At 41.2% G+C, this 25153-nt stretch carries 24 protein-coding genes; 11 read left to right on the top strand and 13 right to left on the bottom strand.

Going from position 1 to position 25153, the window contains the following annotated elements; all coding sequences use genetic code 11:
- Positions 1-17: 17 nt before the first annotated feature.
- The gene (gene serC / locus G564_RS0101735) at positions 18-1082 is read right to left on the bottom strand and encodes a 3-phosphoserine/phosphohydroxythreonine transaminase (RefSeq protein WP_029036132.1); all 1065 of its coding nucleotides are present in this window, start codon (positions 1080-1082) and stop codon (positions 18-20) included.
- 98 nt (positions 1083-1180) lie between these two features.
- Positions 1181-2260 carry an acyl-CoA reductase gene (locus G564_RS0101730; protein WP_029036131.1) on the bottom strand — a complete coding sequence of 360 codons (1080 nt, stop codon included), beginning with the start codon at positions 2258-2260 and terminating at the stop codon, positions 1181-1183.
- Between the two features lie 64 nt (positions 2261-2324).
- On the opposite strand from G564_RS0101730, the gene G564_RS0101725 reads away from it, so the two are divergent.
- Entirely contained in the window at positions 2325-2675 is a 351-nt protein-coding gene (locus G564_RS0101725) for a 4Fe-4S dicluster domain-containing protein (protein WP_029036130.1), read from the top strand.
- Between the two features lie 94 nt (positions 2676-2769).
- Here the strand turns inward: G564_RS0101725 and G564_RS0101720 are convergent, their stop codons facing one another.
- Positions 2770-3198 (bottom strand): FKBP-type peptidyl-prolyl cis-trans isomerase, encoded by a 429-nt coding sequence (locus tag G564_RS0101720; RefSeq protein WP_029036129.1) that lies wholly within the window; start codon positions 3196-3198, stop codon positions 2770-2772.
- A gap of 286 nt (positions 3199-3484) precedes the next feature.
- Between G564_RS0101720 and G564_RS0101710 the strand changes: the two genes are divergently transcribed.
- The 4 genes from G564_RS0101710 (at position 3485) to G564_RS0101690 (ending at position 6517) form a co-directional block, all read left to right on the top strand.
- A complete protein-coding gene (locus tag G564_RS0101710; protein WP_245583644.1) occupies positions 3485-3934 on the top strand; it encodes a 3D domain-containing protein in 450 nt (149 codons plus the stop codon).
- 11 nt (positions 3935-3945) lie between these two features.
- Positions 3946-4713, top strand: a complete 768-nt coding sequence (locus G564_RS0101705) for a phosphatase PAP2 family protein (protein ID WP_029036127.1) — start codon at positions 3946-3948, stop codon at positions 4711-4713.
- Positions 4714-4782: 69 nt separating this feature from the next.
- Positions 4783-5415 carry a CPBP family intramembrane glutamic endopeptidase gene (locus tag G564_RS19750; protein WP_051205249.1) on the top strand — a complete coding sequence of 211 codons (633 nt, stop codon included), beginning with the start codon at positions 4783-4785 and terminating at the stop codon, positions 5413-5415.
- A 271-nt stretch (positions 5416-5686) separates the two neighbouring features.
- Positions 5687-6517, top strand: coding sequence for an SMP-30/gluconolactonase/LRE family protein (locus G564_RS0101690; RefSeq protein WP_029036125.1), 831 nt, complete (start codon positions 5687-5689; stop codon positions 6515-6517).
- Here the strand turns inward: G564_RS0101690 and G564_RS0101685 are convergent.
- Complete coding sequence (locus G564_RS0101685) at positions 6514-7161, bottom strand: hypothetical protein (protein ID WP_029036124.1); 648 nt, start codon at positions 7159-7161, stop codon at positions 6514-6516. The genes G564_RS0101690 and G564_RS0101685 overlap by 4 nt on opposite strands.
- A gap of 99 nt (positions 7162-7260) precedes the next feature.
- On the opposite strand from G564_RS0101685, the gene G564_RS0101680 reads away from it, so the two are divergent.
- Complete coding sequence (locus tag G564_RS0101680) at positions 7261-8589, top strand: aspartate kinase (RefSeq protein WP_029036123.1); 1329 nt, start codon at positions 7261-7263, stop codon at positions 8587-8589.
- Between the two features lie 50 nt (positions 8590-8639).
- On the opposite strand, the gene G564_RS0101675 is transcribed toward G564_RS0101680, so the two are convergent.
- Entirely contained in the window at positions 8640-9884 is a 1245-nt protein-coding gene (locus G564_RS0101675) for a glycosyltransferase family 4 protein (RefSeq protein ID WP_029036122.1), read from the bottom strand.
- Between the two features lie 75 nt (positions 9885-9959).
- Between G564_RS0101675 and G564_RS0101670 the strand changes: the two genes are divergently transcribed.
- Genes G564_RS0101670 through G564_RS0101660 form a run of 3 tightly spaced genes read left to right on the top strand, consistent with a single transcriptional unit; the run spans position 9960 to position 13722 of the window.
- On the top strand, positions 9960-10472 hold the full coding sequence (locus tag G564_RS0101670) for a GreA/GreB family elongation factor (RefSeq protein WP_029036121.1): 513 nt from the start codon (positions 9960-9962) through the stop codon (positions 10470-10472).
- Positions 10469-12376, top strand: a complete 1908-nt coding sequence (gene gndA, locus G564_RS0101665; protein ID WP_029036120.1) for an NADP-dependent phosphogluconate dehydrogenase — start codon at positions 10469-10471, stop codon at positions 12374-12376. Before G564_RS0101670 ends, gndA begins: the two co-directional genes overlap by 4 nt.
- Positions 12376-13722 (top strand): GntP family permease, encoded by a 1347-nt coding sequence (locus tag G564_RS0101660; protein ID WP_029036119.1) that lies wholly within the window; start codon positions 12376-12378, stop codon positions 13720-13722. Before gndA ends, G564_RS0101660 begins: the two co-directional genes overlap by 1 nt.
- A 186-nt stretch (positions 13723-13908) precedes the next feature.
- Here the strand turns inward: G564_RS0101660 and G564_RS0101655 are convergent, their stop codons facing one another.
- From G564_RS0101655 to G564_RS0101625, 7 genes are all read right to left on the bottom strand, one after another.
- Positions 13909-16476 (bottom strand): hypothetical protein, encoded by a 2568-nt coding sequence (locus tag G564_RS0101655; protein ID WP_029036118.1) that lies wholly within the window; start codon positions 16474-16476, stop codon positions 13909-13911.
- Positions 16477-16488: 12 nt separating this feature from the next.
- The gene (locus tag G564_RS0101650; RefSeq protein WP_084625561.1) at positions 16489-16992 is read right to left on the bottom strand and encodes a DUF4402 domain-containing protein; all 504 of its coding nucleotides are present in this window, start codon (positions 16990-16992) and stop codon (positions 16489-16491) included.
- Positions 16993-16996: 4 nt separating this feature from the next.
- On the bottom strand, positions 16997-19324 hold the full coding sequence (locus tag G564_RS0101645) for a T9SS type A sorting domain-containing protein (protein WP_084625560.1): 2328 nt from the start codon (positions 19322-19324) through the stop codon (positions 16997-16999).
- A complete protein-coding gene (locus G564_RS0101640) occupies positions 19325-20143 on the bottom strand; it encodes a fimbrial biogenesis chaperone (protein WP_029036115.1) in 819 nt (272 codons plus the stop codon).
- A gap of 69 nt (positions 20144-20212) precedes the next feature.
- Positions 20213-20707: a DUF4402 domain-containing protein gene (locus G564_RS0101635; protein ID WP_029036114.1), complete on the bottom strand. Its 495-nt coding sequence runs from the start codon at positions 20705-20707 to the stop codon at positions 20213-20215.
- 88 nt (positions 20708-20795) lie between these two features.
- Positions 20796-21290 carry a DUF4402 domain-containing protein gene (locus G564_RS0101630; protein ID WP_029036113.1) on the bottom strand — a complete coding sequence of 165 codons (495 nt, stop codon included), beginning with the start codon at positions 21288-21290 and terminating at the stop codon, positions 20796-20798.
- Positions 21291-21469: 179 nt separating this feature from the next.
- Complete coding sequence (locus G564_RS0101625; protein ID WP_037373252.1) at positions 21470-21961, bottom strand: DUF4402 domain-containing protein; 492 nt, start codon at positions 21959-21961, stop codon at positions 21470-21472.
- Between the two features lie 217 nt (positions 21962-22178).
- On the opposite strand from G564_RS0101625, the gene G564_RS0101620 reads away from it, so the two are divergent.
- Both G564_RS0101620 and G564_RS0101615 read left to right on the top strand, forming a co-directional pair.
- Positions 22179-22598 (top strand): DoxX family protein, encoded by a 420-nt coding sequence (locus G564_RS0101620; protein ID WP_029036111.1) that lies wholly within the window; start codon positions 22179-22181, stop codon positions 22596-22598.
- A 55-nt stretch (positions 22599-22653) separates the two neighbouring features.
- Positions 22654-24093 carry an amidohydrolase family protein gene (locus tag G564_RS0101615; protein WP_156879157.1) on the top strand — a complete coding sequence of 480 codons (1440 nt, stop codon included), beginning with the start codon at positions 22654-22656 and terminating at the stop codon, positions 24091-24093.
- Positions 24094-24150: 57 nt separating this feature from the next.
- Here the strand turns inward: G564_RS0101615 and G564_RS0101610 are convergent, their stop codons facing one another.
- Complete coding sequence (locus tag G564_RS0101610) at positions 24151-25011, bottom strand: OmpA family protein (RefSeq protein WP_029036109.1); 861 nt, start codon at positions 25009-25011, stop codon at positions 24151-24153.
- Positions 25012-25153 lie beyond the last annotated feature (142 nt).

Below are 25153 nucleotides of genomic sequence, written 5' to 3'. Positions count from 1 at the left end.
GTAAATTATATAAAGGCTTAAGCTTTTCTTTCAAGTTCGCTCATTACATCTACAAGCACCTGTACACTCTCAAGAGAAAGTGCATTATACATGGATGCCCTATATCCGCCTACACTTCTGTGACCATTAAGACCATCTATTCCGGCTTCTTTCCACATGGCATCAAAAGATTCCTTCAGGTCATCATTCAACAAATTAAATGTGGCATTCATCATAGACCTGTCTTCTTTTTCTGCATAACCTTCGAAGAGCGGATTAATATCTATTTCCGAATATAAAAGATTGGCTTTTTTCTCATTTCTTTCCTCTATTCCAGCTATTCCTCCATTCTTCTTAAGCCAGCGTAAGGTGAGCATGGAGACATAAACTGCATAAACTGCCGGAGTATTGAACATGCTGGCCTTATTAAGATGTACACGATAATCCATCATTGATGGTACAGAACGCTCTACTTTTCCAAGAATATCTTCTTTGATAACTACCAGGGTAGTACCTGCAGGTCCCATATTTTTTTGAGCTCCCGCATAGATCACATCAAACTGTGAGAAATCCATTTGTCTCGAGAAAATGTCACTGCTCATATCACACACCATTGGTTTTGGTGTTTTTGGGAATTCCTTTATCTGGGTTCCGTAGATAGTGTTATTGCTGGTACAGTGAAAATAATCAACGTCTGATGGAATGAAATACCCTTTCGGAATATATTTAAAACCTTTATCTGCAGATGAAGCGACTTCTTTTACCTCACCAAAAAATTTTCCTTCTTTGATAGCCTTTGTGCTCCAGGTTCCTGTGTTGAGATAGGCCGCCTTTGTTTGAAGTAGATTATAAGGGACCATGAGAAACTGCATACTGGCTCCTCCCTGAAGGAATAAAGCTTTGTATCCTTTCCCTTCTAGTCCCAGCAATTCTAATGCAAGATTGCGCGCCTCTTCCATTACATCCACAAAATCTTTGCTGCGATGTGAAATTTCTAAAATGGATAATCCGGAATTGTTGAAGTCTAATATCGCCTGTGAGGCTTCCTGAAAAACTTCCTGCGGAAGTATACAAGGCCCGGCACTGTAGTTATGTTTTTTCATATTTTTATTTTAACAGTAACAAATATGAGGAAATCATAATGGAAATCCTGTTATTAAAATGATAATTTAGAAGGTTTTTCCTGCAAAAGCTGAAGCATTCAAATTTTTTGGGTCAAAAATTCAAGAGTGTCAACATTATCTGCATAATCCCAAAGTTTTGGATGCTGGGTATTTCCGAAGGAAACCTCATTTTCTATAAAATCTTTTCCTACTATACACTGAATCTCCTCGCTACGGCTTCCCAATTCCTTTTTCAACTTTTCCAGATCTTCATACTTCTCATAAAACAAAGTTGCTATTGGAGAACTTAAAGAAGTATCCTCTTTCAATATCAAAAAACCATTTTCGAGAAGTTTAAACAAACTCATCAGGTATACGGCTTTATTATAATCATAATTATTAGCGTATTTCGCCTGATTTATTATAGGATTCCAGTGGTAAATAGCTTCAAAAAAGCCATTAAAATCATAAACTTGAGGGACATAGAGTTTGGAAACATTGCGGCATCCCAGGCCATAGTATCTGAATATATCTTCAGCCAGGGCAGAAAGCTCTTCGGGAGTTTCCTTTCCGGTCAAAACGGCTACAGAATTCCGGTTTTTTCTAATAATCGAAGGTTTTCCGGCGAAATAATATTCAAAATAACGGGCAGTGTTATTACTTCCGGTGGCAATAACAGCATCAAAATTTGTCATTTTTGAGGCCCCGTCTTTGGAGTCGGGGAGGATCTCGATTTTCTCCTCCCATTCCGGAGCAATAGCAATCAGATAATCGGCTAAAACCGGAAGCAGGAGCTTATCATTAGAGGATTGTTTTACCAGCACCTTATGGCCGCTAATCAGGACAGAAATAAAATCATGGAATCCCACCAGCGGAATATTTCCTGCCATAATGATCCCGACAGTTTTAGGAGTGACATCTTCAAGGTCATAACCTGATGTCCATTGTTGAAGATTTTCGCGACTTAAAGCCTCTGCCCATTGTTCCAGTGAAAACAGGACGTTTTCTTTCGTAAACCAGCCATTATAATGAACGGCAGCTTCAATCTGTTCGTTCAACTTTGAAAAAAATGGTTCATTTTGGGGAATAGCTTCATCTTTTTCAATACCTGATCGTCTAAATTGATTTAAAAAGCGACCAAGGCTATCTAACTTTTCTATACGCTGCTCGATTGTCATTCCCTTATTTGTTTAAGAACTGATTTGGCTTTAAATTTGTGCAAATTTAGAACAAAAATAAGCTATGGCAATTATAATAACCGATGAATGCATCAACTGTGGAGCCTGTGAACCGGAATGTCCAAACACCGCCATTTATGAAGGTGCAGATGACTGGCGCTACGCAGACGGCACAGACCTGAGTGGAGATATTGTTCTTCCAAACGGGAAAGCAGCCAATGCTAATGAAGCCCATGAACCTTTAAGTGATGAGATCTACTATATAGTTCCCGATAAGTGTACAGAATGTGTAGGTTTCCACGATGAACCTCAATGTGCTGCAGTATGTCCTGTGGATTGTTGTGTTCCCGATCCTGCAAATGAGGAAACTCAGGAGCAATTAATGGGAAAACAGAAATTCATGCACAACGAGTAAAAGAATCAGGAAACAAGAGTCTGGATCCAGAACTTCTAAAAAATAAATAAAGCCTGCAATGTTGCAGGCTTTATTTATTATAAAAGGAAAGAAATTACTTGATCTCCACAACCTCTAGATCAAAAACAAGATCTTTTCCTGCCAATGGATGGTTTCCATCAACAACTATTGTATCATCTTTTACTTCTTTAACCACAAGATTCATCTCGCGGCCATCAGGACTTTTTGAAACCAATCCCATTCCTGGTTCAGGCTTTATTTCTTCCGGTAGCTGACTCTTTTCCACTTCCTGGACCAACTCTTCACGAGGTTGTCCATAAGCTTCATCAGCTGGGATTTCGATTGTTTTCTTTTCATTCACCTTCATATCCAGCAAGCCTTTCTCAAATCCGGGTATAAGCTGTCCCTGTCCCATAGTAAATTCGATAGGTTCTCTTTCCAAAGAACTGTCGAAAACTTGTCCGTCGGTAAGTTTTCCGGTGTAATGTACTCTTACTGTGTCATTTTGTTTAACCTGACTCATCATAAATATAGTTTTCAATTAAAAAAAAATTGGGAAATGGAAATCAAACAGAAATAGAAAGGAAGGACCTTAAAAGTGCTGGGAAAAATCGCATTTCGCGTTGCAAAAATACCAATTTTAAAACGGACAACCAAAGAATTGAAGTTTTAGTGAAAGAAGTAAGGTGAAATTGAGTAGAAGCAGATAATAATCAATAAAAAAATGAGTTTACTTTCATACTTTTAATTCTCTCTTAAAGGAGGGTTAAGACTAAAGCATATTATTGTGAAATGCTTAATTTTTTACTATGTTGGTATTTATGGTCTCTGTCAAGCTTATTTTAAAATCTTTTTTACTTCCGGTTCTATTGGTAATTGGAATGGGTAGTTGCAACGAAAGTACAGAGGAAGAATTTAATTTTGACGAATGGGAAAAAATGACTGTAACTGCTTCAGCCTATAATTCATTGAAAAGGCAGGGGGAAGGAAACCCTTTGCTTACGGCCTGGGGAGATACTTTGAGTCCTGAAGTTCAGTCTATTGCTGTTTCCAGGGATTTAATTAGAAAGGGTTTGACTTATAAAACTCCAGTGAAAATTGAAGGTTTTGACGGTATTTTCATTGTGAATGATAAAATGCACCCCCGTTGGCGTAATAAAATAGATATCTACATGGGGGAAGATAAAACTAAGGCACTCAAGTGGGGAAGGAGAAAAGTCGAGATAGCTTTTCCGGCAGAAAAAATTACCACCGATTAAAATTTTAAAAAATGGTACAGGTAACTAAAAAGTACATTAACGATTTTGTAGAATTTTATAAAAAACATGTCACCAGGGAACATCCGGATTTTCCATTTTATCTACTGATCTTTTTATCATTTTTAGTTTTCGTTATTGGGATCAACCTTTTCATCGAACTTACAGAAGAGGTGCAGGGAGAGACCGTGGACCACTTCGACCAGCGGGTGACAGATTTTGTTACCTCTTTCCGAACTCCCGAAATGAACAACTTCTTCCAGTTTGTTACAGATCTGGGAGATTTTTACGCTTACCTTATAGCCACGATAATTGTGGCCCTTTATTTCTTTTTCAGATTAAATAATAAAAAATTCATTCTGCAGCTAATTGGGGTTGTCATTTTATCTTTTTTAGTGAATCTTGCTTTAAAAGAAGCTTTTGACCGTGCCAGGCCAACTCTGGAGCACATGGTAGTGGTAAAGACATTAAGTTACCCCAGTGGCCATGCTATGAGCGCCATGTCCTATTATGGATTTCTCATTTATCTTAGCTTTCACATCAAAATGAACAAGTTGCTGCGTCTTTTCCTTGCGATCCTGTTCGCGGCGCTTATTTTCTTTATTGGCCTTAGCAGGATCTACCTGGGGGTTCACTATCCTTCAGATGTTGTTGGTGGTTTTATAGGCGGACTTATATGGGTGGCATTCTGTGTGGTGTTGTTTAATATTATAGACCTGCTTAGACAAAAGAGAGCCCGGTACAACATTGAAGATGAGGAAGAAAATCTGGAAACAGAATAAATTTCTTATTTTTTTGTTAGAAGAAAGCAGCTTCTGAGACAGAATTTTTATATTTCTGTAAATCATGACATGAGCCCTAAATTAATTTACAATTCCACACCTTACCTGGTTCTGGAGTTTATAATTTTTTACGTCTTTTTCCCCTTTTTTGCCAATCATTTTCTGGATGGATGGTGGAAGATCGTCCCCCTTTTTCTGATCGCAATATTCTTTTTGATCCTGTTGTTTAAAGATCCTCGATTTAACAGGCGCAACCTTACGAGATTTGACAGGAGTTATTTAGGACAGAGTATAACCCGTATGATCATCATTACTATCCTGCTCATCTGGTTTACCTGGTGGATCTATCCGGACCTGTTCTTTATGTATCCGGTGGAGAATTTTAACAGCTATGTGCTCACCTTTTTCCTCTACCCAATTGCATCTGTACTTCCACAGGAGATCATCTACAGGGTATATTATTTTCATAGATATAAACAGCTGATTCCGGAAAAGTACCTTTTGATGTTCAGTAATGCCTTTATATTTGGACTTACCCATTTTATTTACGCTAATTGGGTAGCACCTATTGCAACTTTTCTTGCCGGGTGGATCTTTATCTATAATTACTACAAAACGCGAAGTTTGCTAAATGTGAGTTTAGAACATTATTTCTATGGCCTTATCATGTTTACCATAGGTTTTGGATATTTTTTTCAGTAAAAGTAAAGATCATCAGATACCCAGATTGGATAAAAGCCACCATAAAATTATAAAGACGACGATTGTTCCAATACAACCACATCCTGTCTTTCCACCTAATTTCTTAGCACCCCATCCTGCAAGCAGGGCTCTGATGATCTTTCTCATAGCAATTTTTATTTTTATTAAAAATAAGAGGAACTATAGTTATGAGTAACAATTTTAGGATTAATTTAGTTTAATTGCATAAAAGCTTACTAAAACATATTTTATTCACTCCAAAATAAAAAAAATGAAACCATTTTTTATACTCCTGTTTTTCTGCGGAATGACAGTACTGGCGCAAGAACCTAACAATACTCCCGAAGTGAAGCTAACCGGCTTTAGCCATCCCGAATCGGTGATTTACGATGAAGGAAGTGAATACTTTTATGTGTCCAATATGGCTGACCGTACAGAAGGGGACGGATTTATCTCCCGAATCTCGAGGAAATGGAAAGAGCAGGAGCACAAATGGATCACCGGTTTAAATGATCCAAAAGGCTTACTGGTTAAAGGTGACCTACTCTATGTCACAGATGTTACAGTTCTCATTGAAATTGATCTTATGTCAGGAGAAGTTTTGCGACGAATTCCTGTTGAAGGTGCAAAATCTCTTAATGATCCTGCACTGGATGAAAATGGGGACATCTACTTTTCAGATCTTGCAGGAAGTAGCATTTATAAAATGAATGAGGCCGGAGAAATTGAACAATGGTTAAGCAGTCCTGATCTGGAAAGACCAAATGGTTTATTTGTAACTCCAGATTTTATTCTTGTTTCCGCCTGGGGTGATGATCAAAATGGAAATATTCTAAAAGTTGATCGCAGCACCAAACAAATCAGCAGAATATCCAAGGAAGGCATTGGCAACATGGACGGAATCCAGCCAAAAGCCAATGGAGAATATTTTGTTTCAGACTGGGCTACCGGAAAGATATATGCCATAGATATGGATGGAAACCTTGAAGAAGTCCTGACTTCAGAAAAAAGCTCGGGAGATATTCTTTTTCTCAAGGAGGAAAATAAATTATATCTACCAATGAACCATCAAAACGAATTGTGGATCTACAATGTTGATTAATTGGATTTGATTTCGTTCATCAATTGGAAAGCCTGATTCACATATTGCTTTTCAAGGAAGAGCGTAAAATAATTGGAAGTAGAAATTATCTCATATACGGGAATACCTTCATAAGCCAGCAGCTTAAAGATGTAAAAATACAAACCTACAGTTTTGGTGTTTTTCTCGGGCAGCGCAATGGTTATGGAGGAGAGCTCTTCTGAGACACTCACCAGTTGTTCACTTTTGAAGATCTCCTCAATTACAGGTTGCAGGGTAGTAGACACCAGAAAATTACTCTCCTGAAAATTACTGGAGTAGTTTAAAAAAATGCCGGTACGGTCCTTTATAGCATTAAGCAGTTCTGCCTTTCGGGCAACTATATCTTTCGAATTCAAATAAGTATACTCAGTAACCCCAGATCTTACGATCATATCTCCCAGCTCGCGGAAATCCTTTGCAGAAAACTTACTTCTCTTGGGGTGATAACGCCTCAGGGCCATAATGATCGAACCCTGTTTTACGGGTTTTCTCATCTCTTTTTCAACCTGTGGCTGCAAGTCCGCTGCCAGGGAGCTGAAGTTAATAATATTCCGGGCCAGGGCATCATCCAGAAAGGGTTGGTGCTTTATAATATCATGTACACAGGTACTTATGGTTTTCATGTTAAATAATATACAATTTGTACAAAGATATGAAAAAGGAGGGATTTATTTTCAATGGTAGATAGCATGAATTAATTATGCAGTCTGATTTTGAAAAGAATGAAAGTATTAAAATTTGGTGGTACTTCTGTAGGTTCTTCTGAAAGTATCCGGAATGTAAAAAATATAATTCGGGCGCAGAAGGGGAGGAAGATCGTTGTGGTTTCGGCTATGTCTGGCGTTACCAATAAACTGGTGGAGATCTTTTCTGCTGTTAATGAAGGTAATTCTGAAGTAGTTGATGCTTTATTGCTGGAATTAAAACTGAAACACCTGCAGCTTATCGAGGAGCTCATTATATCCAGCGAAACCAAAAGAATGACAGAAGCTCAATTCCTTGAGCTTTACGAACAGCTGGAGGAAAGTCTTGGAAACACAGCGGTTTCTGAAGCTGCCGTAGTGACCTTTGGTGAAAGTTTCCTGAGTCTTATTTTTTCGCAGTTCCTGGAAGAGGAAGGAGTATCCAACACTTTACTCGATGCAAAGAATTTCATGCACGTTTCCAACGTGGAAAATCCCGAAATAGAAACTGTTCAAAAGCATCTTAAATCCACTTTACAAAGAGAAGTAACAAATGAAGTTTATGTTACACAAGGCTTTGTCAGAATAGATCGCAACAAGAACATAAGCACCTTGAAACGCGGGGGAAGCGATTATACCGCTACAATTATTGGTGCGGCTGTGAACGCAAAGGAAGTGCAGATTTGGACAGACATTGACGGATTCCACAACAACGATCCCCGATTTGTAGAAAGCACTACAGCGCTAACACATCTGAGTTTTGAAGAAGCAGCCGAGCTCGCTTATTTTGGAGCGAAAATTCTACACCCTCAAACCGTTTCCCCGGTGAAGGATAGAAATATTCCTATTTACCTGAAAAACACTTTTACACCTGCGGCTCCCGGCACCTGCATTTCTTCAGAAGCCCACGGCAGCGGACTTAAAGCTATTTCGGCTAAAGACGGCATTACAGCGATCAAGATCAAATCCAACCGTATGTTGATGGCGCACGGATTTTTGAAAAAAATATTTGATGTTTTTGACAAGCATGAGACAGCGATCGATATGATCACGACTTCAGAAATTGCTATTTCCCTTACTATTGACGACACGCGAAACCTTGATAAGATCCTTTACGAACTTGACGAGTACGGGGAAATTACCGTAGATTCAGACCACAGTATCATTTGTGTTGTTGGCGAGGGTGTGATCAATGATCATGAAACTTTTAGACTGTTCGAACTACTTAACGACCTGCCGGTAAGGATGATCTCTTATGGCGGGAGTAGTAATAATATTTCGCTGTTGGTAGACACACAAAACAAGGTACAGGCGCTGCAGCTTTTACATCAAAAACTTTTTGAAGATAAAATATTGAAGGTAACCTAGTTGCTCCACTCGAGTTGTTAGTTTATTTGTTTGGATGGAATCGCCCGTTTTTACGGGCGATTCTTATTTTTAGCCTCTATGTATTTTGACAAGTATTTTGTGCTGCTCAGGTTCTGGTGTTGCAACATGAGGCCGGTAAAATTGGAATTTCTATGCTCTTCAATAGTTTCTGAAATTTCCCGCAGTTTCCCTTGTAATCTCTCGCTATGCACAGCTTCTGAAAAATGAGAGTCTAAAATTTTATACCCGTTTTCCTGTGCCTTTTTCCAAAGTTCCTCATTTTTATATAGGTCAACTGCCGCTTCGGCAAAAATTTCGGGAGAATCGGCTATTGCACCATTCCATTCGTTTTCTCCGCCCATGCCTTCTGCACCAAGATTTGTGGTAACTGCAGGCGTTCCCACCTGCATGGCATCTGTAAACTTTCCTTTTATTCCGGCACCGAAGCGTATTGGAGCTAAAAGTATCCGCGCTTTGCCAATCTCTTCTTTTGCCGAAACCGCTCTCCCGTGAACCAGAAAACCTTCTTTTTCATGATGTAGTTCCAGGATATGCTGCGGCACATAGGCTCCAAAAATGTGAATTTTCGCCTCCTTTATTTCTGCTCTTACCAGCGGCCATATCTCTCTTTTTAGTTGCAGGACAGCATCTTTATTCGGTTCATGCAAAAAGTTCCCTATGCTGATAAAATCTCTCCGCTCATCAAATTTCAGTAGTCGGCTCTTTTTTTCTTCGGAAACTTCCTGAAGCATAAAAGGCAGATAGAAAAGAATATTTTGAGGTACTCCAAAAGTTTCTGTCAGCAGCTTAATTTCAGCCGGGGAAATGATGAGACTGAGATCACACCTGTAGATGCTGGCTATTTCCCGCTTTGCAGTATCTGAAAAGAGGAGGGAAGCCGTAAGTTCTTTTCCCGTTTTAAGCGCTTCCTGTCTGGCCTTCCGTAAAAAGTGCAGATCTTCTGTATCCAGGATCCTGATTGCTTCCGGAACCACTTCAGCCACTCTCCAGCCGAATTGTTCTTCCATCATAAACCTGTCAAAAATGACAATTTCGGGAGAGATCTTTTTCAGGAAAATGTCGAAACTCTCGTTGTTGAGTTCAATCTTTTCCGAAGTAATTCCGAGACCGGAAAGATCGGCCATATACTCAGTTTCTGAAGCAGTAGTGGCAAAGGTGACGGAATACGCTTCAGCAAGGAAAAATTCCAGCAGCTGCATCATCCGTGCACCGGCGGCTGATGATTTGGGTTCGGGCCATACGTAACCAATGACAAGGAGTTTCTTTTTTGACATACCCCAAAATTAACAGGATTTAATACATTTTTTGAATTGTGCGGACAATTTGTGACCTTTAGGTAAAACTGAGCTATGAGCCGCGGATTTGTAAAAGAAGAAGACCAGGAGGAGGCACCATTTATCCCGCCACGGGCAGCATTACCTCCGGGAGTGACAAATTATGTCACACCGCAGGGGCACAAACAACTACTCGAGGAGCGGGATATCCTGGAAAAGGAAAGGAAAAACATTGATATTAGCAGTGATAAGGAAAAACGGCATGCAACAGCAGTGATTAATGGAAAATTAAATCTGCTGAATGAACGCCTGGCGTCGGCGCGTATTCTGGAACCAAAAGAACAGCCACAGGATGAAGCGAGATTTGGAGCGACTGTAACTTTTAAATTCCTTACCGGAAATCAAAAAGGGCAGGAGCAAAGCTTTGAAATTGTGGGAGTAGATGAAGCCAATATAAAGGCCCGAAAAATAGCATTTTTGGCACCTCTTGCCAAGGCACTAACCGGCAGCAAAGTTGGAGATGTAGTTAAAGTACAAATGGCAGGAGCCCTGCAGAAGTTGGAAATTCTAAACATCAGCTACGAATGAGTCGGCAGCAGGTTTATATTGTAATGGGCGTGTCGGGAGTAGGGAAGACTACTATAGGAAAAATGCTGGCAGAGGAACTTAATATTCCCTTTTTTGACGCCGATGATTATCACCCCGTTGCTAATGTAGAGAAAATGAAAGCCGGAATTCCGTTGCAGGATGATGACCGGTATGAGTGGCTGGAGAATCTCGGAATAAAGATCAGGGAATGGCAGAAAACCGGTGGTGCTGTGCTGGCATGTTCGGCTTTAAAGGAGAAATATCGCACACAATTGCAAAGTCTGCCGCAGGAGCATCTCAAATGGATTTTCTTACATTCAGATTATGAGGTGATACACGGTAGAATTTCTGGTAGGGAAGGCCATTATTTTAAGCCGGAGCTCCTGCAGTCACAATACGAAACTCTGGAGCTGCCTTCCTACGGAATTCACATCGATGTCGATCAATCTCCTGAACAAATAATAAATGAGATCATGGAAAACATACAAAAGAAGATGGAAATCGGCCTTTTTGGTCTGGGAGTGATGGGAAAAAGCCTGGCGCTGAACATGGCTTCCAAAGGTTTTAGAGTTTCTATTTACAACCGGCATGTGGATAAAATTGAGGTTGATATAGCCAAAAACTTTACTGCAGAAAATCCTGAATCTAATTTCCGGGGATTTGATGATCTAAAAGCCTTTGTCGAAAGCCTGGAGCGGCCAAGGAATATCCTGCTCATGGTAAATGCCGGGAAAGTAGTGGATTTTGTTATAGAAGATCTGCTGAAACATCTTGACGAAGGAGATCTCATTATTGATGGCGGAAATTCACATTATAGGGACACCATAAGAAGAGAAAAAGAACTGAAGGAAAAAGGCATTCTGTTCATGGGCGCCGGAATTTCGGGTGGGGAAGAAGGTGCCAGGAAAGGTCCGTCCATCATGCCCGGCGGACCGGAAAGTTCTTACGATAGAGTAGGACCGATACTGGAAAAAATTGCGGCCAAAGACAAAAAAGGAAATCCCTGTTGCACCTATGTAGGACCCGATGGATCAGGACATTTTGTGAAGATGGTACACAACGGGATCGAATATGGAGAAATGCAGCTTATTGCCGAAACCTACCATCTACTAAGATACCATTCCGACGCAGAGCCTGAAGAAATTGGGGCTCTTTTTCAAGAATGGAATAAGGAAATGCAGAGTTACCTGCTTGAAATCTCCATAGAAATTCTCCGGAAGAAAGAGAATGGAGATCTGGTTCTGGACCAGATTCTGGATGCCGCCAAACAAAAAGGCACCGGCGGCTGGTCTACCAATGCCGCTCTGGAACTTGGGGTGCCGCTGGATACGATAAGTGCGGCAGTTATGACGAGAAATATTTCAGGAATGAAAGAACAGCGTGCCGCTGCGGCGAAAAAATATGATCATAAATTTTCAGAAAAAGGAAATTTAAAGGAGCTTCAAAATGCCCTTTTTGAAGCCTATAAAGCTTCAGGTATTGTTAATCACGCCATTGGCTTTGACCTTCTCAGAGCAGCTTCAGAAGAATACAACTGGCGTTTGAATCTTTCTGAAATTGCCAGGATCTGGACCAATGGCTGTATTATAAGAAGCAAATTAATGGAAGACCTGGTGGTGAAATTTAAAGATCACCGGGAGCACCTATTAATGCAGGCGGAAATTGTACAGAAAATTAGCGGTTACAAAAAGTCGCTAACCGGCATGGTAGGTGAAGCTTTAAATGCGGGCTTCCCGGTACCGGTGATGAGTGCTGCGGCAAATTACCTGCTGAGTTTCACTGCCGAACAATCATCGGCCAATATGATCCAGGCGCAGCGGGATTATTTTGGCGCACACACGTACCAAAGAAAAGATAAACCAAGAGGAGAATTTTTCCACACCCAATGGAATCCTGAGATCTAATGGACATACAACTACTATCTGCCGTCCTTATAGGAATTGCTTTCTTACTTTTTTTAATTCTTCGACTTAAAATTCAGGCTTTCCTGGCATTGTTGATAGTTTGTATTGCCGTGGGAATAATGGCCGGTATGCCGGCAACTGAAATTTTAGAGACAATAAGGGACGGAATGGGCAGCACCCTTGGTTTTGTCGCTACCGTGATTGGTTTGGGAGCCTTGTTTGGGGGAATACTTGAACAATCTGGCGGGGCACAGCGTCTTGCTTCCTCAATGCTCAAGAAGACCGGGGAAAAAAGAGCTCCCTGGGCTATGATGGCTACCGGTTTTTTAGTAGCTATTCCTGTTTTTTTTGATGTAGCTTTTATCATCCTGGTCCCAATTACCTACGCCCTTAGTAAAAGAACGGGAAAATCCCTGCTCCTGTACGCTATTCCGCTACTGGCAGGACTGGCCATCACTCATGCATTTATTCCGCCGACCCCTGGTCCCATAGCAGTTGCAGAGATCCTGGGAGCAGATCTTGGGTGGGTAATACTCTTCGGATTTTTTGCAGGGCTGCCGGCTGCGATCATCAGTGGACCTGTTTTCGCCAGATTTATTTCAAAAAAAATACATGTGGATCCCGATGTTTTTGAAGATAAGGAAGATTACGATGAAACTTTAGCACCATCTCCTGGACTGGTGATCTCAATCATTTTCATTCCCATTTTCCTGATCGTTATTAACACCTTAATTAGCAGTCCTCTTTTTTCAAATTTTTATATCTCACCAACAGTTTTATACATTATCAAACTTATTGGGCATCCTTTTACAGCACTTATCATCGCTAATCTTATCGCCTGGTATTTTCTGGGAGTGAGAAGGGGAATGCAGAAAGTTTACCTTTTAAAAATAGGAAATAAATCCTTTCAGGCGGCGGGGATAATAATCCTGTTAACAGGGGCCGGGGGAGCCTTTAAACAAATTCTTATAAATACCGGAGCAGGAGAGATGATTGCCGACACCTTGAATAACAGTGCATTTAATCCTTTGGTATTCGGCTTTATAGTGGCTGCATTAGTCAGAATTCTTCAGGGATCATCTACGGTTGCAATGATAACCGCTGCCGGAATAACCGCACCGGTTCTTACCGAGGGGCTTTATTCTGTACAGCAAATATCTATTATAGTAATTGCAGTTGCTTCAGGAGCCACAATTCTTTCTCATGTTAATGATAGCGGATTCTGGCTTGTGGGGCAGTATCTGGGCTTATCTGAAAAACAAACTTTTAAATCCTGGACGGTAATGACCACTCTTATTGCCTTTGTGGGATTAGGCATGTCCCTACTCATGTGGGTGATCATCTGATTTTCTTTATCCTTCGGAAGAAAGGGAATGAAAATTTAGTTGAAATTTGGTCCTCCTTCGCTGAAACTTTGAAGGTACATACTTCCGTCTACCGTCTAAAGTCAAGCGTCTAATATCGGTTTGTCTCCCATTGGAATTTGGTGCTTGTAATTTGGAATTTTGAAATCGTGCATTCGTGGCAAAAAATTAATCTCCCGACAGGATGAATTCCAACGTGTCTACAATATCACCATATTGATCGATCTCAATTTCAAATTCCACCTGACCAGGTGTGGCTTTATATCCCAGATTTTGAAGCTGTTCTGCTTCAACTTCAGCAATATATTTTCCCGGAGCCAATCCCAGGTAAGTGAAATATCCATCTCCCTCACTCAGAATTTTTGCGGCTCTATCCCCATCTTGATTTATGATATTGATGATGATCCTTCCCTGTCCACGGATTCCGGATTCATCTCTGAGATATACCATTCCGCCGACTTCTCCCATGACTTCCACAGGTACGAATACTTCCTGGAAATGGTTAGGCCGCGTCTTCACAAGGATCTTTGGATTAGGGATCTTCCATGCTATGTTATCTAGACTCACGGGATCAAGTTCTAAAAGAAGATCGATATAGGGCTGAAGTTCGGTAATCCGCAGGATCTCTCCATTGCTGTCATAGTTCAGCCTGCCACTTCTGTTTTTAAGTTCCAGGCCCGCAACTCCGGGTTCCATAGGATCTTTGATCCCGTTTCGGTTAAGATCCAGGAAGGGAATTACGGTAAGTGCCGCTCTGGACATGGCAGTACGGTTACTACTCATAATATATCCTGTATTATCGTCAAGCATCAAACTTCCTCTTGCCGACTGCACAAAAGAGGAATTCCTGTTCCCAATTCGTGAAGTAGCCGAAGTTTGCGCAAAATTAAAGGCGTATCTTAACCCCACCTCAAAAATGTGCGCATCCCGCAGAAAATTGTTTTCGTAGGCGACGTTTAAAAAACCTTGTTTAAACACAGGTCGTTCCAGCTCAAGGATCAGATTATTGAATCTATTCCTGCTGAAATCATACTGCACCTGCGGAGAGAATAAAAATTTATTCGGAAGCCTGTATGTTTGCGATAATGAGCTGTAGATCGTAGGTTCATCCATACGATCGTTATAGAGACCGTAGGTGGTGAAATTCGTACTGATGCCCATCACCGCACCCGAAAGTAATAATTGAGCTGTAGTGAACTCGGTTGTCGGCATGATGATCTGGTTCAGCGTAAACCGACCGAACATCGAAAAATTCCTGGTGCGAATAGGAGTGGAGAGACTTATCTTTCTTTCCTCTAGATAGTTAAAGTTTATTGCTGTCTGGTCCTGGTCGTAATTGATATAATTAAGATCTACCTGCAGGTTTTGCGGCGTGCGGTAACTCAATAGCGCTTCCCCTTTAACGCCGTACATATATTCTCCCGAAAATAGCAGACCCGAAGCGATTCTGGCAGAAGTATTGACAAACGGCATTACTTCGCCGCTTTGCACATCATCAAGGTATTCAACCCCACCTCCTATAGTCACTGCGTTGCCAAGACCATAATTGAGATTCAATCTGCTAAAGCGGTCCCAATTGTCATTTTCCACGAATCCGGCGCTAAGTGTGTACTCCAGTTCATTCTTCGGAACAAAATTATATGGAATGTTGATCACCCGCTCTTCAATCCGTTCTTCTCCCCAGGGCCCGTAAAAGCGGAGACTCACTGCGGTGTTTCCATACATCAGCGGGACCTCAAAACTGTAAAATCCCGAAGCGTCTGCCTCCGTGAAAGCAACCAGTACGTTATTCACATAAAGCTCTACAGTCCAGCGGGGTTCGGTATAATCGTTCAGCAGATAGCTTCCAAATGATCTGCGGTTTTGCAGCGGACTATTAGTAAATTGTACTCCGGTAACCGGCGCGAACAGGGAAGAAGTAGCCGGGGTAAAGATCCTTCCGGCTGTCACCTGTGTAAGATAATTATTGTCATTGTTAACATATCTCCATTGGTAGAACTGGTTACGTGATGTAAATGGCAACCTGCTGGAATAATTAAGCATTAAATTAGTTTCTCCCCCCAAGAACATTGTTCCCAGCCCTAACATCAACCGGTTATCATTTTCCATCTCACTTTGTTGAGTGGTAACAAAACCCCAGTCCAGAGTACCTCCTTTAAACAAAGGATGGCTTTTTGGAAGAACAGTATCAGGAACAACCACACCATTAACCCGATCCAGATTTTCCCTCATTTTCTGTAGTCGCATTTCCTTCATCACCGGCAGTTCCTTATCGGTTTCAAGTTTTACGGAAAGGCTTCGGAAAGAAAAATCTATGTCCAGACCAAAAATACTTCCGAAGAGATCAGACTTCAAATAATTTCCAGATGGGGTGCTTAAAATGTCATTTTTGGATAGGCTGTAAGTTTCACCTTTAAACCTGATCTCCGGTTGTTGCCAGTTGATAGTGTAAGTGGAATCGGGGTGAATGATGAATCCGCTCATAATATCTCCATCGGTCTCATGCTTGATCTTCAGTAGATCAAAGATGACCCCCACCGGTAAATAGGCATCTTCTCCCTTAATGGCAATTGGAATTTCATAAGTTCCCAACCTCTGAATATTCATTTCTACATTAAGCTCGTCATATTCGGGAAATCCCGATTGAGCTGCGGCATACCCGGAACTGAACAGCAGAATAAGAATGAATTTAGCTTTTAGAATAGACCTATAAAATATTGGGGAGGAGGGGAGCATTACTTTTGCTTACTATTCGTAAATGAAGGTTAAAGTAAAGGTTCCGTTATAAGTTCCTGCCGGTCCGGCATCACCATTTGGGATATGTAGCTTGCCACCAACAAATACTTCTTGAGGATTAGTGGTTGTAATAAAGGTTTGGCCGGTGCTAATATCATAAAAAGGATTTATGCTTAAAGTAACATTGCTTCCGGCAGGACCTGAAAGAGAAATATTTGTGACCGGCTGTATCTGCAGAAGAGTTCCCGGATTGGCATAGACATCAAAAATTGCATAATGATGCGAAGCTCCCAAATTAAGTAAGTAAACATCTGTATCACCTGTACGATCTCCATTGGGGCTTATGATCACACTGCCCCCCGCATTTCCCACTGTAAAAGCTCCGAAGTTGAGCCCCTGCGCATTTCGCACCTCGACACTTACCGGTATCGGCGGATTCTCCTGGCCAAATACACCCGAAAATGACATTAATAAAAGTGTCAAAAAAGCTAAAGAATGGAGCCGAATATTTTTCATTGCTTTACTTTTTGATCAGGATCTTTTTGGTTTGTCTTTCATTTTCAAGTTCCAGGCTTACCAGGTAAACGCCGGGTGCAGTAATTCCTGAAAATTTAATCTCTTCTTTTTCTTTTCCCGATCTCTTTTGAAGCACCTGTCCCGATACATTGCTTAAAATGACATTTCCGGAGGTATTTTGGGAAAGATTCAGCTTTACCAGGATCTCTCCTTCGGCTGCATGTACAGAAAAATATGCAGTGCTTGCTCTCAGCTGATCTTCAGATAATTCTTCTGAAGAAAGGATCAGGAAAAATCTGTCATTATTTTCCCCTTTTTGAGAGGTAAAGGAGTATACGGGTTCTTGTGAAAAGTTGTGCACCAGCTTGTTTTTCTGATCCTTCAGATATATGTAAGCTGATGGAAAGATGTTTTTAATTTCGGCCAGCTGAATAAACATTTCACCAGATTTTTCTGTATTTATTCCCAGCGGAATTTCCTCATGTTTGGCAGAACTGATGGCATTTATGGAGAGTTTCTCCTGTTTGGTAGTAAGGCTGTAAAGGCTGGGAACTTCAGCGGCAGTATTCAGCAGTTTTAGAGCGTCGAATTCACTTTCAAATTCTGCAGAAGCTCCTGATTCGAAATAGATCACTGCTGCGTCTGATTGCGTTTCTCCGGAAAAACCTGCAGTTAATTTTATTTGCGGGATAATACGGTGGTTTTTAGCCTTATAAAAACCCTGGGTAGTCTCGTTTCCTGTCCTTACCGCATTGGTAAAGTTGAGGCTTGCAGTTCCCGGCTCGCTGACTCTCACAAAAAACCCCTGCATCGACGGAATAATGGAAGTAACCCCTGTTGAAACATCATTCACATAAGAAGTGTAAGTTCCGGTATACCTGTCTTCACTTCCGGCGTTGAAGAAGTAAATGGCTTCATCAATTCCGGTAAGGGTCGGCACCATTAAATTCCAGTCTATAGGAGAAGGGTAAGGGTTTCCTACCAGGTTAAATCCTTTGGTATATAAACCTTCATTATTTTCAAGTTGAATATTTACATCACCGCTATTTACCTCTCCTGAAAGTTCAATGGTAACGGGATCGGTGATACCACTGATGTTTAGTGCATAGCCTTTGGCAATGGTTAAAGTACTACCGGGTTCAGTGTATGCCTGCCAACCGGAAATGTCGGTTGTGTCCCCACTTTTTCTACCTTCCAGGTACTCATAGAAATGCGGAAATCCCGTGGTCGACTGAGAAAGCTCCATGAATCCGGAAAAATCGCCTACTGTGGAATTTCTGAAAGGGGAGCTGAAATATTTGTATCCGAAGCCATTGTCTAAATAACGTTGCATTTTTACAGTGCCTGTGACTTCTCCGCCGCCACTTCCGTTTATAAATGCAGTACCCGAAGCATCTGATACCAACTTGAGATTATCTCCGGTTGTAAAGGTTCCTGCCGCTACTTCTAAAGAATTAAAAACTTCGATCCTGGCCTGGGAAGTAACTCCTTCCGGATTATCTATCCTCAGATTTAAAATGGCATTGCCGGTAAAAGCTCCGGCGGGAATGTTTTGTGCAGTAGCTCCCTCAAAGGAGACACTCCCGCTTTTTGTGTCAAGAATCCCGGAGTTTACCAGTTCCCCTGCAATACGGAGCCAGTTATTAGTTACTGTGACTTCGGCTCCGGTTTCAATGCTGAGATTATTGGCAAGAGCATTCGTACCGGCGTTTACGACCGGGTAATTGTTTAGTCCGGATGGAATAAATACATTAGAATATTTACTTGGCAAAATATTACAATCCCAATTTCCCTGTTCATCCCAGTTAGTATTGACAGCCCCTGTCCAAATATTTTCTGTCTTCACCACAAAAGAAGTTGATAAGGAGGCGGCGGTATTAAGAACTTCAGGTTTGGTTGATGTTATCGCTATTTTATAAGTGGAAAATGCTGGAGAATTTTCAGGAATTATAAATGGAATATCATCAATTGTAACTGATGCGAAATTTTTTGATTCCGGAACTATTGAGGATTGATACTGCCTGGAAATTACAGAAAATATATTCCCGTTCTCATCTGTATATTGCAACTGTATTGTATAGATCGTATTAGCAGTGAAATATTCTAAATCTTTATCATTTCCATTTGTAACATTAAATGAAATTGTAATTTCAGAACCCGCGCAGATAGGAGTTGAAGCTATTACCTGTACATTATTAATAACAGGATCTGTTATTTGACCAGTTCCGTTTCCGTTTCCCTGGGCTAGTGATATTGGAGTAAAAAATAAAAACACTAACCCACTTAGAAAGAAACGTAAATAGTCTTCATGATGTAGAGGAATAATGTGCATCTATTCCAGCTGTTTTTCTGTGGAAGCCAGGGTAGCTCCTTTTTCCTCAGAATAACTTATCCTGAGCCTGCCATTATTAAGATCAATTCCTGCTGCATCTCTCAGCTCAAATCTGAAGTTCCTTTTGGAATTAGGAGTATAAACAGAAACTCCCTTAACTGTTCCCACTTCCGTAGTCTTCCCATTGGTAGAAATATGCTCAGCCTTTAAATTTCCGTAAACGGACATATTTCCGCTGCGGTTAATGCTGAGGGAAAGTGTGATTTGCTCTCCTGATGTATCCAACACAAGATCCTGTAATTCAACCTGGGTAGTAGAAGCTCCATGCCGAATGATTATCGGGATACTAATACCAAAAACGGTTTTGATATTGATAGAAATACCTTCAGCATCTTCTGCTTCTTCGACTCCGAGAGCAGTTTGTTCTTCTACAGCTCTAAAGTACATGTGCGAACGATATTCTCCCTGTTCCAGATTTCCGGTACGGGTGAGTTGAACCCTTATAGTTTGAGCTTCATTGGGTGCCAGAGTGACTCTGCGGGGAAAATACCTTAGAAAATCTGTCGCGAAACGCTGACCTTCTTCAGGAGTTTCGACCTGCTCAAAATTCCCGTTCTCTGTCATTTTATAGTTGACGAAGGAGATCGCATAAACCGCCGTATCACTTCCGGTGTTGGCAAGGTTGATCTCCTGGGAGCGCTGGGAGCCATCGAAAACAAGGCGCTTAGGCATGATCATAAGATCTCCCTGGGCGAAAAGAGGAGCAGTAAAGAGGACAGTAATTGTAAAAAGGCAAACGCGGAGTAATTCTTTATTCATATCCTGGGGGGATTAGTATGGATTCCAAAATTACTGAATAAGCAGTAGATTGTTAAGGAAATGTGAAATTTAATTATATGAAACTGTCACGTTGAAACCTTCAGAATTTGTGTAATATCCGGCGGTTTGATTTGCTTCCAGTTTTAAAGTAGCCCCAATCCGAAGGATATCGCTCAGCTCTCCCTGTAAAGGGGTAACCGTAAAATCTTCAATGATCATAACCTGATTGGGATTCTCCTGATTAAAAAGAGAAAAAGATTCCGGCAGGGTAATGGAGTAATTATTATTGCCATGGGTAACCACAGCTTCTGCAGGAGCAACATTACCGGGCATATTGCTGGAAAGCTGCACTCCGTAAGCCAATCTTGTACCGTCGGGAGAAAGAATTACGGTTCCCGGAGTATAGGCAGAGATCACATTTCCAAAATCCAGATCCACCGTCTTCTCTATTTTAATAGGATCGATCACCGTCGCCCGACTCTCTACAGTTGCCGAAGCCGAGGCCTGTGCAAATAGCTGAGTAGAGAACAGGAGGGAAAGAATTAAAATGAATGACTTTTCCATTAGAATTAAAGTGGTTAGTTAACAAGATAAGGAAAAACAAAAAACGCCGCCACAGCGGGCGGCGTTTCTAATATTTTAGAACAAAAATTTATTCGTAAGCTACGGTTACTGTAACTTCACCAGTATAATCTCCTGATACTTGACCAGATGCCACAGTAAGCAATCCGCCAACATTCAATGTCTGTGGCGCTCCAGTCCCTTCGGCTATTCCGTCAGTATTTCCATCTATTTCACTTGTAAAAGAAACATCCATTGTTGAAGTTTCTGGACCATTTAAAACTATAGAAGGAATGGAAATACTATAACTGAAAAATTCGGCAGCTGTAACTTCAAAAGAGGCAGCACTAACAGTTCCAGTATTTGCCACTTTCATGTCAGGATTGGAAAAAGTTCTTGTACCTTCAGTATTCACTCTTACTGCTCCACCGGTGGAAGCCACAATATTACCAAAGTTAAGATCAGTTCCTTCTTGGATGGTTATAACTTCAACGATGTGAGCATTAACAGTTGCTGTTGCAGAAGCATCCTGTCCAAAAGCAGTTCCGGCAATAAGTGCCAATAAAATAAAAGTAATTTTTTTCATGGTGATGGTATTTGTAGGGTTATTGGGGTTTCATTTTTTAACCACGCGAATATATTTCCCAATAGCTTACAGAAAAAACTTACTCGTTGAAGCACCCATTTATTCGTTCAAATACCTGATTTAAATTATTCTTAACACGAAGGTGTTGGAAGGCCAGTAAACTCAATCGTTTTCGGGGATTAGTTGTAGTTGACAGTGATGGTAAGGGGAGTGGAAGTAAAATAAACACCCGGAGCCTGTTGAGCTTCCACCTGAAGGGTGGCTCCAATTTTAAAAACTGAACTTCCGGCAGCAAAATTTCCTGTGTTTCTAATGCTGCTGGTGAAATCTTTTATGATCATTTGCTCTTTTCCGTTAGAAAGAAAAAATGGCCCCGAAGGCAGACTCAAGGAGAAATCAAAGCCTTGCTGCCCGGTTACCTCAAAAGTCGCTGCCGTGACTTCCCCACCATTCTCCAGTCGGGCATCGCCTGCAGCAATTCTTTCATTCTGTGGACTTAAGATAATCTCGCCGCCGTCCCGTGCATCAATTGCAGCAAAATTTAAATTGGCTAAAGTTTTTATGCCTATTGGCTGAATGATAGTGGCAGATGCGGTAAAACTAGCAGTCGCCTGAGCCCGGCCGGACCAGAAGACAAAAACTATAAATAAAAATGTAAGAATTACCCGCATCTTGTTTTTCTGTTCTACCTAAATTATAAAATTTTCTTAAAATAAACGTTAAAAGGCTAATTTTTTTCGATGAATAACACAACTATTTTAGCGCTTAATAAGATATTGTAGGAACTAAATTATATAATAAACACTATCACAACTATTTAAAGTATAAGCCTCAGTGTAGGAAAATTTTAAATCTCATAGATATAAATAGAATTTTTAATTTAGAAGCATGAAAAATACCTACACCACCAATCTCAACCTTTCTCAAATAGATCTTGGACTACTCATCCTTCGCCTTGGAGCGGGAGGTCTTATGCTAACTCATGGAACTCCTAAACTTCTCAGGCTTTTCGGGGGTGAGGAAATTGCATTTGCAGATCCTTTTGGTCTGGGCATGGGAATCACGCTCGCCCTGGCTGTTTTTGCCGAATTTATATGTTCTATTTTAATCATTATAGGCTTGGGAACCCGGCTTGCTGCCATTCCTCTTATGATCACCATGTTTACTGCGGCATTCATCATTCACGCTGCCGATCCCTTTGGCCGGAAAGAAATGGCGCTACTGTATCTCATAATATTTACGGTGATCCTTATCACCGGGGGAGGAAAACATTCCCTGGACTATCACTGGCTGAAGAAAAGAAAGTAGTGGATGTCATCCGGAATCTATACCAGGGGAGTGATTCCAACTTTTTAATATTTTCTTGGGATCCTTACATTCCTTTTCCTGCTATCTTATTGAAATGGACCAGGGAAGACGTAATTTCATCAAAAACACCGGATTATTTACTGCCGCCGGATTCCTGCCTCTGGAATTGTCTTTTCTAAATTCTTTTTCCGGGGCTGACTTTGATCCCGAAACCTCCTTTTTGGTTCAGAACACTCATCTGATTAGTATGGATGAGCAGGTGGGGGATATGGAAAATACTTCTATCCTCATCATGAATGGTGAAATTATAGAAATTGGTCATGATATCAGTCCTCCTGCAGGTATTCCGGTCATTGAGGGTTCCGGTGCAATTGTAATGCCCGGGTTAATTGATTGTCACTGGCATCTCTGGACTTCACTATTGCGCAGTATGGCAGGTTATAATGAGGGTCAGGCATATTTTCCAATGACTGCAGCCTACTCAAAGGTTTATACACAACAAGACATGGAACTGGCTGCCCGCTATGCTGCGGCCGAAGCTATTAATTCCGGGATTACCTGCATCAGCGATTTTAATCACAATGCCAGAAATCCCGGCTTTGTGATGGCCAGCTGTAATACCCTGGCTGATGCCGGTCTTCGTGCTCAGGTGCTGTATGGCGGTTACCGGGATCAGCCTTCAAATGAAGCTACACATTTCGACGGAATAACAGAAATCCTTCAGGAATTACGGGCTAATGAAAAATATAAACTTCTGGAGCTGGGCCTGGGATCCCGTGGTGCAGGCTATGAACATCTTGCTTCAGATTGGGAAAAAGCCCGGGAGCTGGGGATGAGAATCGTTATCCATGCCAGTTCTACAGATGCACAAAAAGGTCAGATTCAGCAGTTGTACAATAAAGATCTTCTAGGAAAAGATGTCAATATTATACACGGTAATGCCGCCACTCCTTCAGAAATAAACTACATGAAGGAAACCGGCACTCATCTCACCATGACCCCTTATTCAGAAATGAGGATTGGTTATGGATTGCCACCTGTCAACAGCTTCCATGCGGCAGGTGTGAATCTTGCGGTGGGAGTGGACACTACACCGCTTTCCGGAAATGCCGATCTGTTTTCAGTAATGAAGCTGCTTCTGAATCTTGCTAATGCCGAAGCAAAAGATGAGTTTTATCTGAAACCTTCCGAAGCTATTAAAATGGCTACAATAAATGGAGCCCGAACTTTAGGAATGGACGAGATAACCGGAAGTCTGCGACCGGGAAAAAGAGCCGATCTTATTATGTTGAAAAAGGATGATCTTAATTTTTCTACAAGTGACCAGCCCCACAGCCTGATCGTGGAGGCGGCTCAACCGGCCAATGTGGACTTTGTAGCTGTAGATGGCAGGATCCTCAAAAAGGATGGAAAATTAACCAATTTTGATCCCGAAACCCTGGTGGAGGAGGCGGAAGCTGCTTTCCACAGGTTGAAACGTGAAGTAAACCAATAGCAAATAAAAAAAGGCTGCCCGGTTTGGACAGCCTTTTTCATTCCTATAAGAAATGAATTAATTATTTGTCTGATCAATTGTTTGTGCGGGAGATTGCTCAGAATCCAAAAGGGCAAGGAATTTATCCAGGTTTGGAAGGATCACAATTCTTGTTCTTCTGTTTAACGCTCTGTTTTCCCTGGTGTCATTGTCTGCAACAGGTTTATAGCTACTGCGACCTGCAGCAATAAGCTTTTCAGGATCCACATTAAATCTGTCCTGCAATAATCTAACAATGGCAGTAGATCTTCTCACGCTAAGCTCCCAGTTGTCCTGGATGTAAGAGTTTTCTACCATAGTTTGAGAATCTGTATGACCTTCTACCATCACTTCCATGGCAGGTTCAGAATTGATCACCTCCGCCAGTTTCTCAAGCAAAGGATAAGCGTCACGACTTACTCTGTGGCTTCCGCTTCTAAAAAGCAATTTGTCGGAAACATTGATCATCACAACAGTTTTATCTACTGTGATATCAATATCCTCTGAACTTCCACTGCTAATCTGGCTTTCCAGGTTATGTGCTACAGCGAGGTTAATAGAATCTTCAAGAGTTTCGGCACCGGCAAGTTTTTCCGCGTCTACATTCCGAAGGGTTTCTCTCATTTTACGCTTGTTAGCGTTTGACATGGCCGTAAGCTCATTCATCTCAAGCCTTTGGTCATTCTCTTCTGTAAGCGTGTTGATCTTTGCATTGTAATCTGCTACTCTTTGTTCAATGGCATCTAATCTCTCCTCAAGTCTTTCTTTTTCAACCTGAGTTTGCTGAAGACTACTTCTGGTTCTATTATAATCTTCCTCAAGGGCAACATATTTCTTTTTTGAAACACAAGAAGTCAACATTGTTGCTGCCACTACCGTAACGGTAAGAATTCTTTTCATGATTTTGGTTTTTTGTTTTAATGTTCAGCTTTAATTTTTAGCTATTTTGAAATTTTAAAACGTGTTACTCCGCCCGAAATTATAGAAAAGGCTTTTTCAGCTCTGCATTTTTAACGTAAGATTATTAGTTACCCGCGCCTGT

This window comes from Salinimicrobium xinjiangense DSM 19287, assembly GCF_000423585.1.
In the GTDB taxonomy this organism is placed as follows: Bacteria; Bacteroidota; Bacteroidia; order Flavobacteriales; family Flavobacteriaceae; genus Salinimicrobium; species Salinimicrobium xinjiangense.
This window is presented reverse-complemented; position numbering and strand designations above follow the sequence as displayed.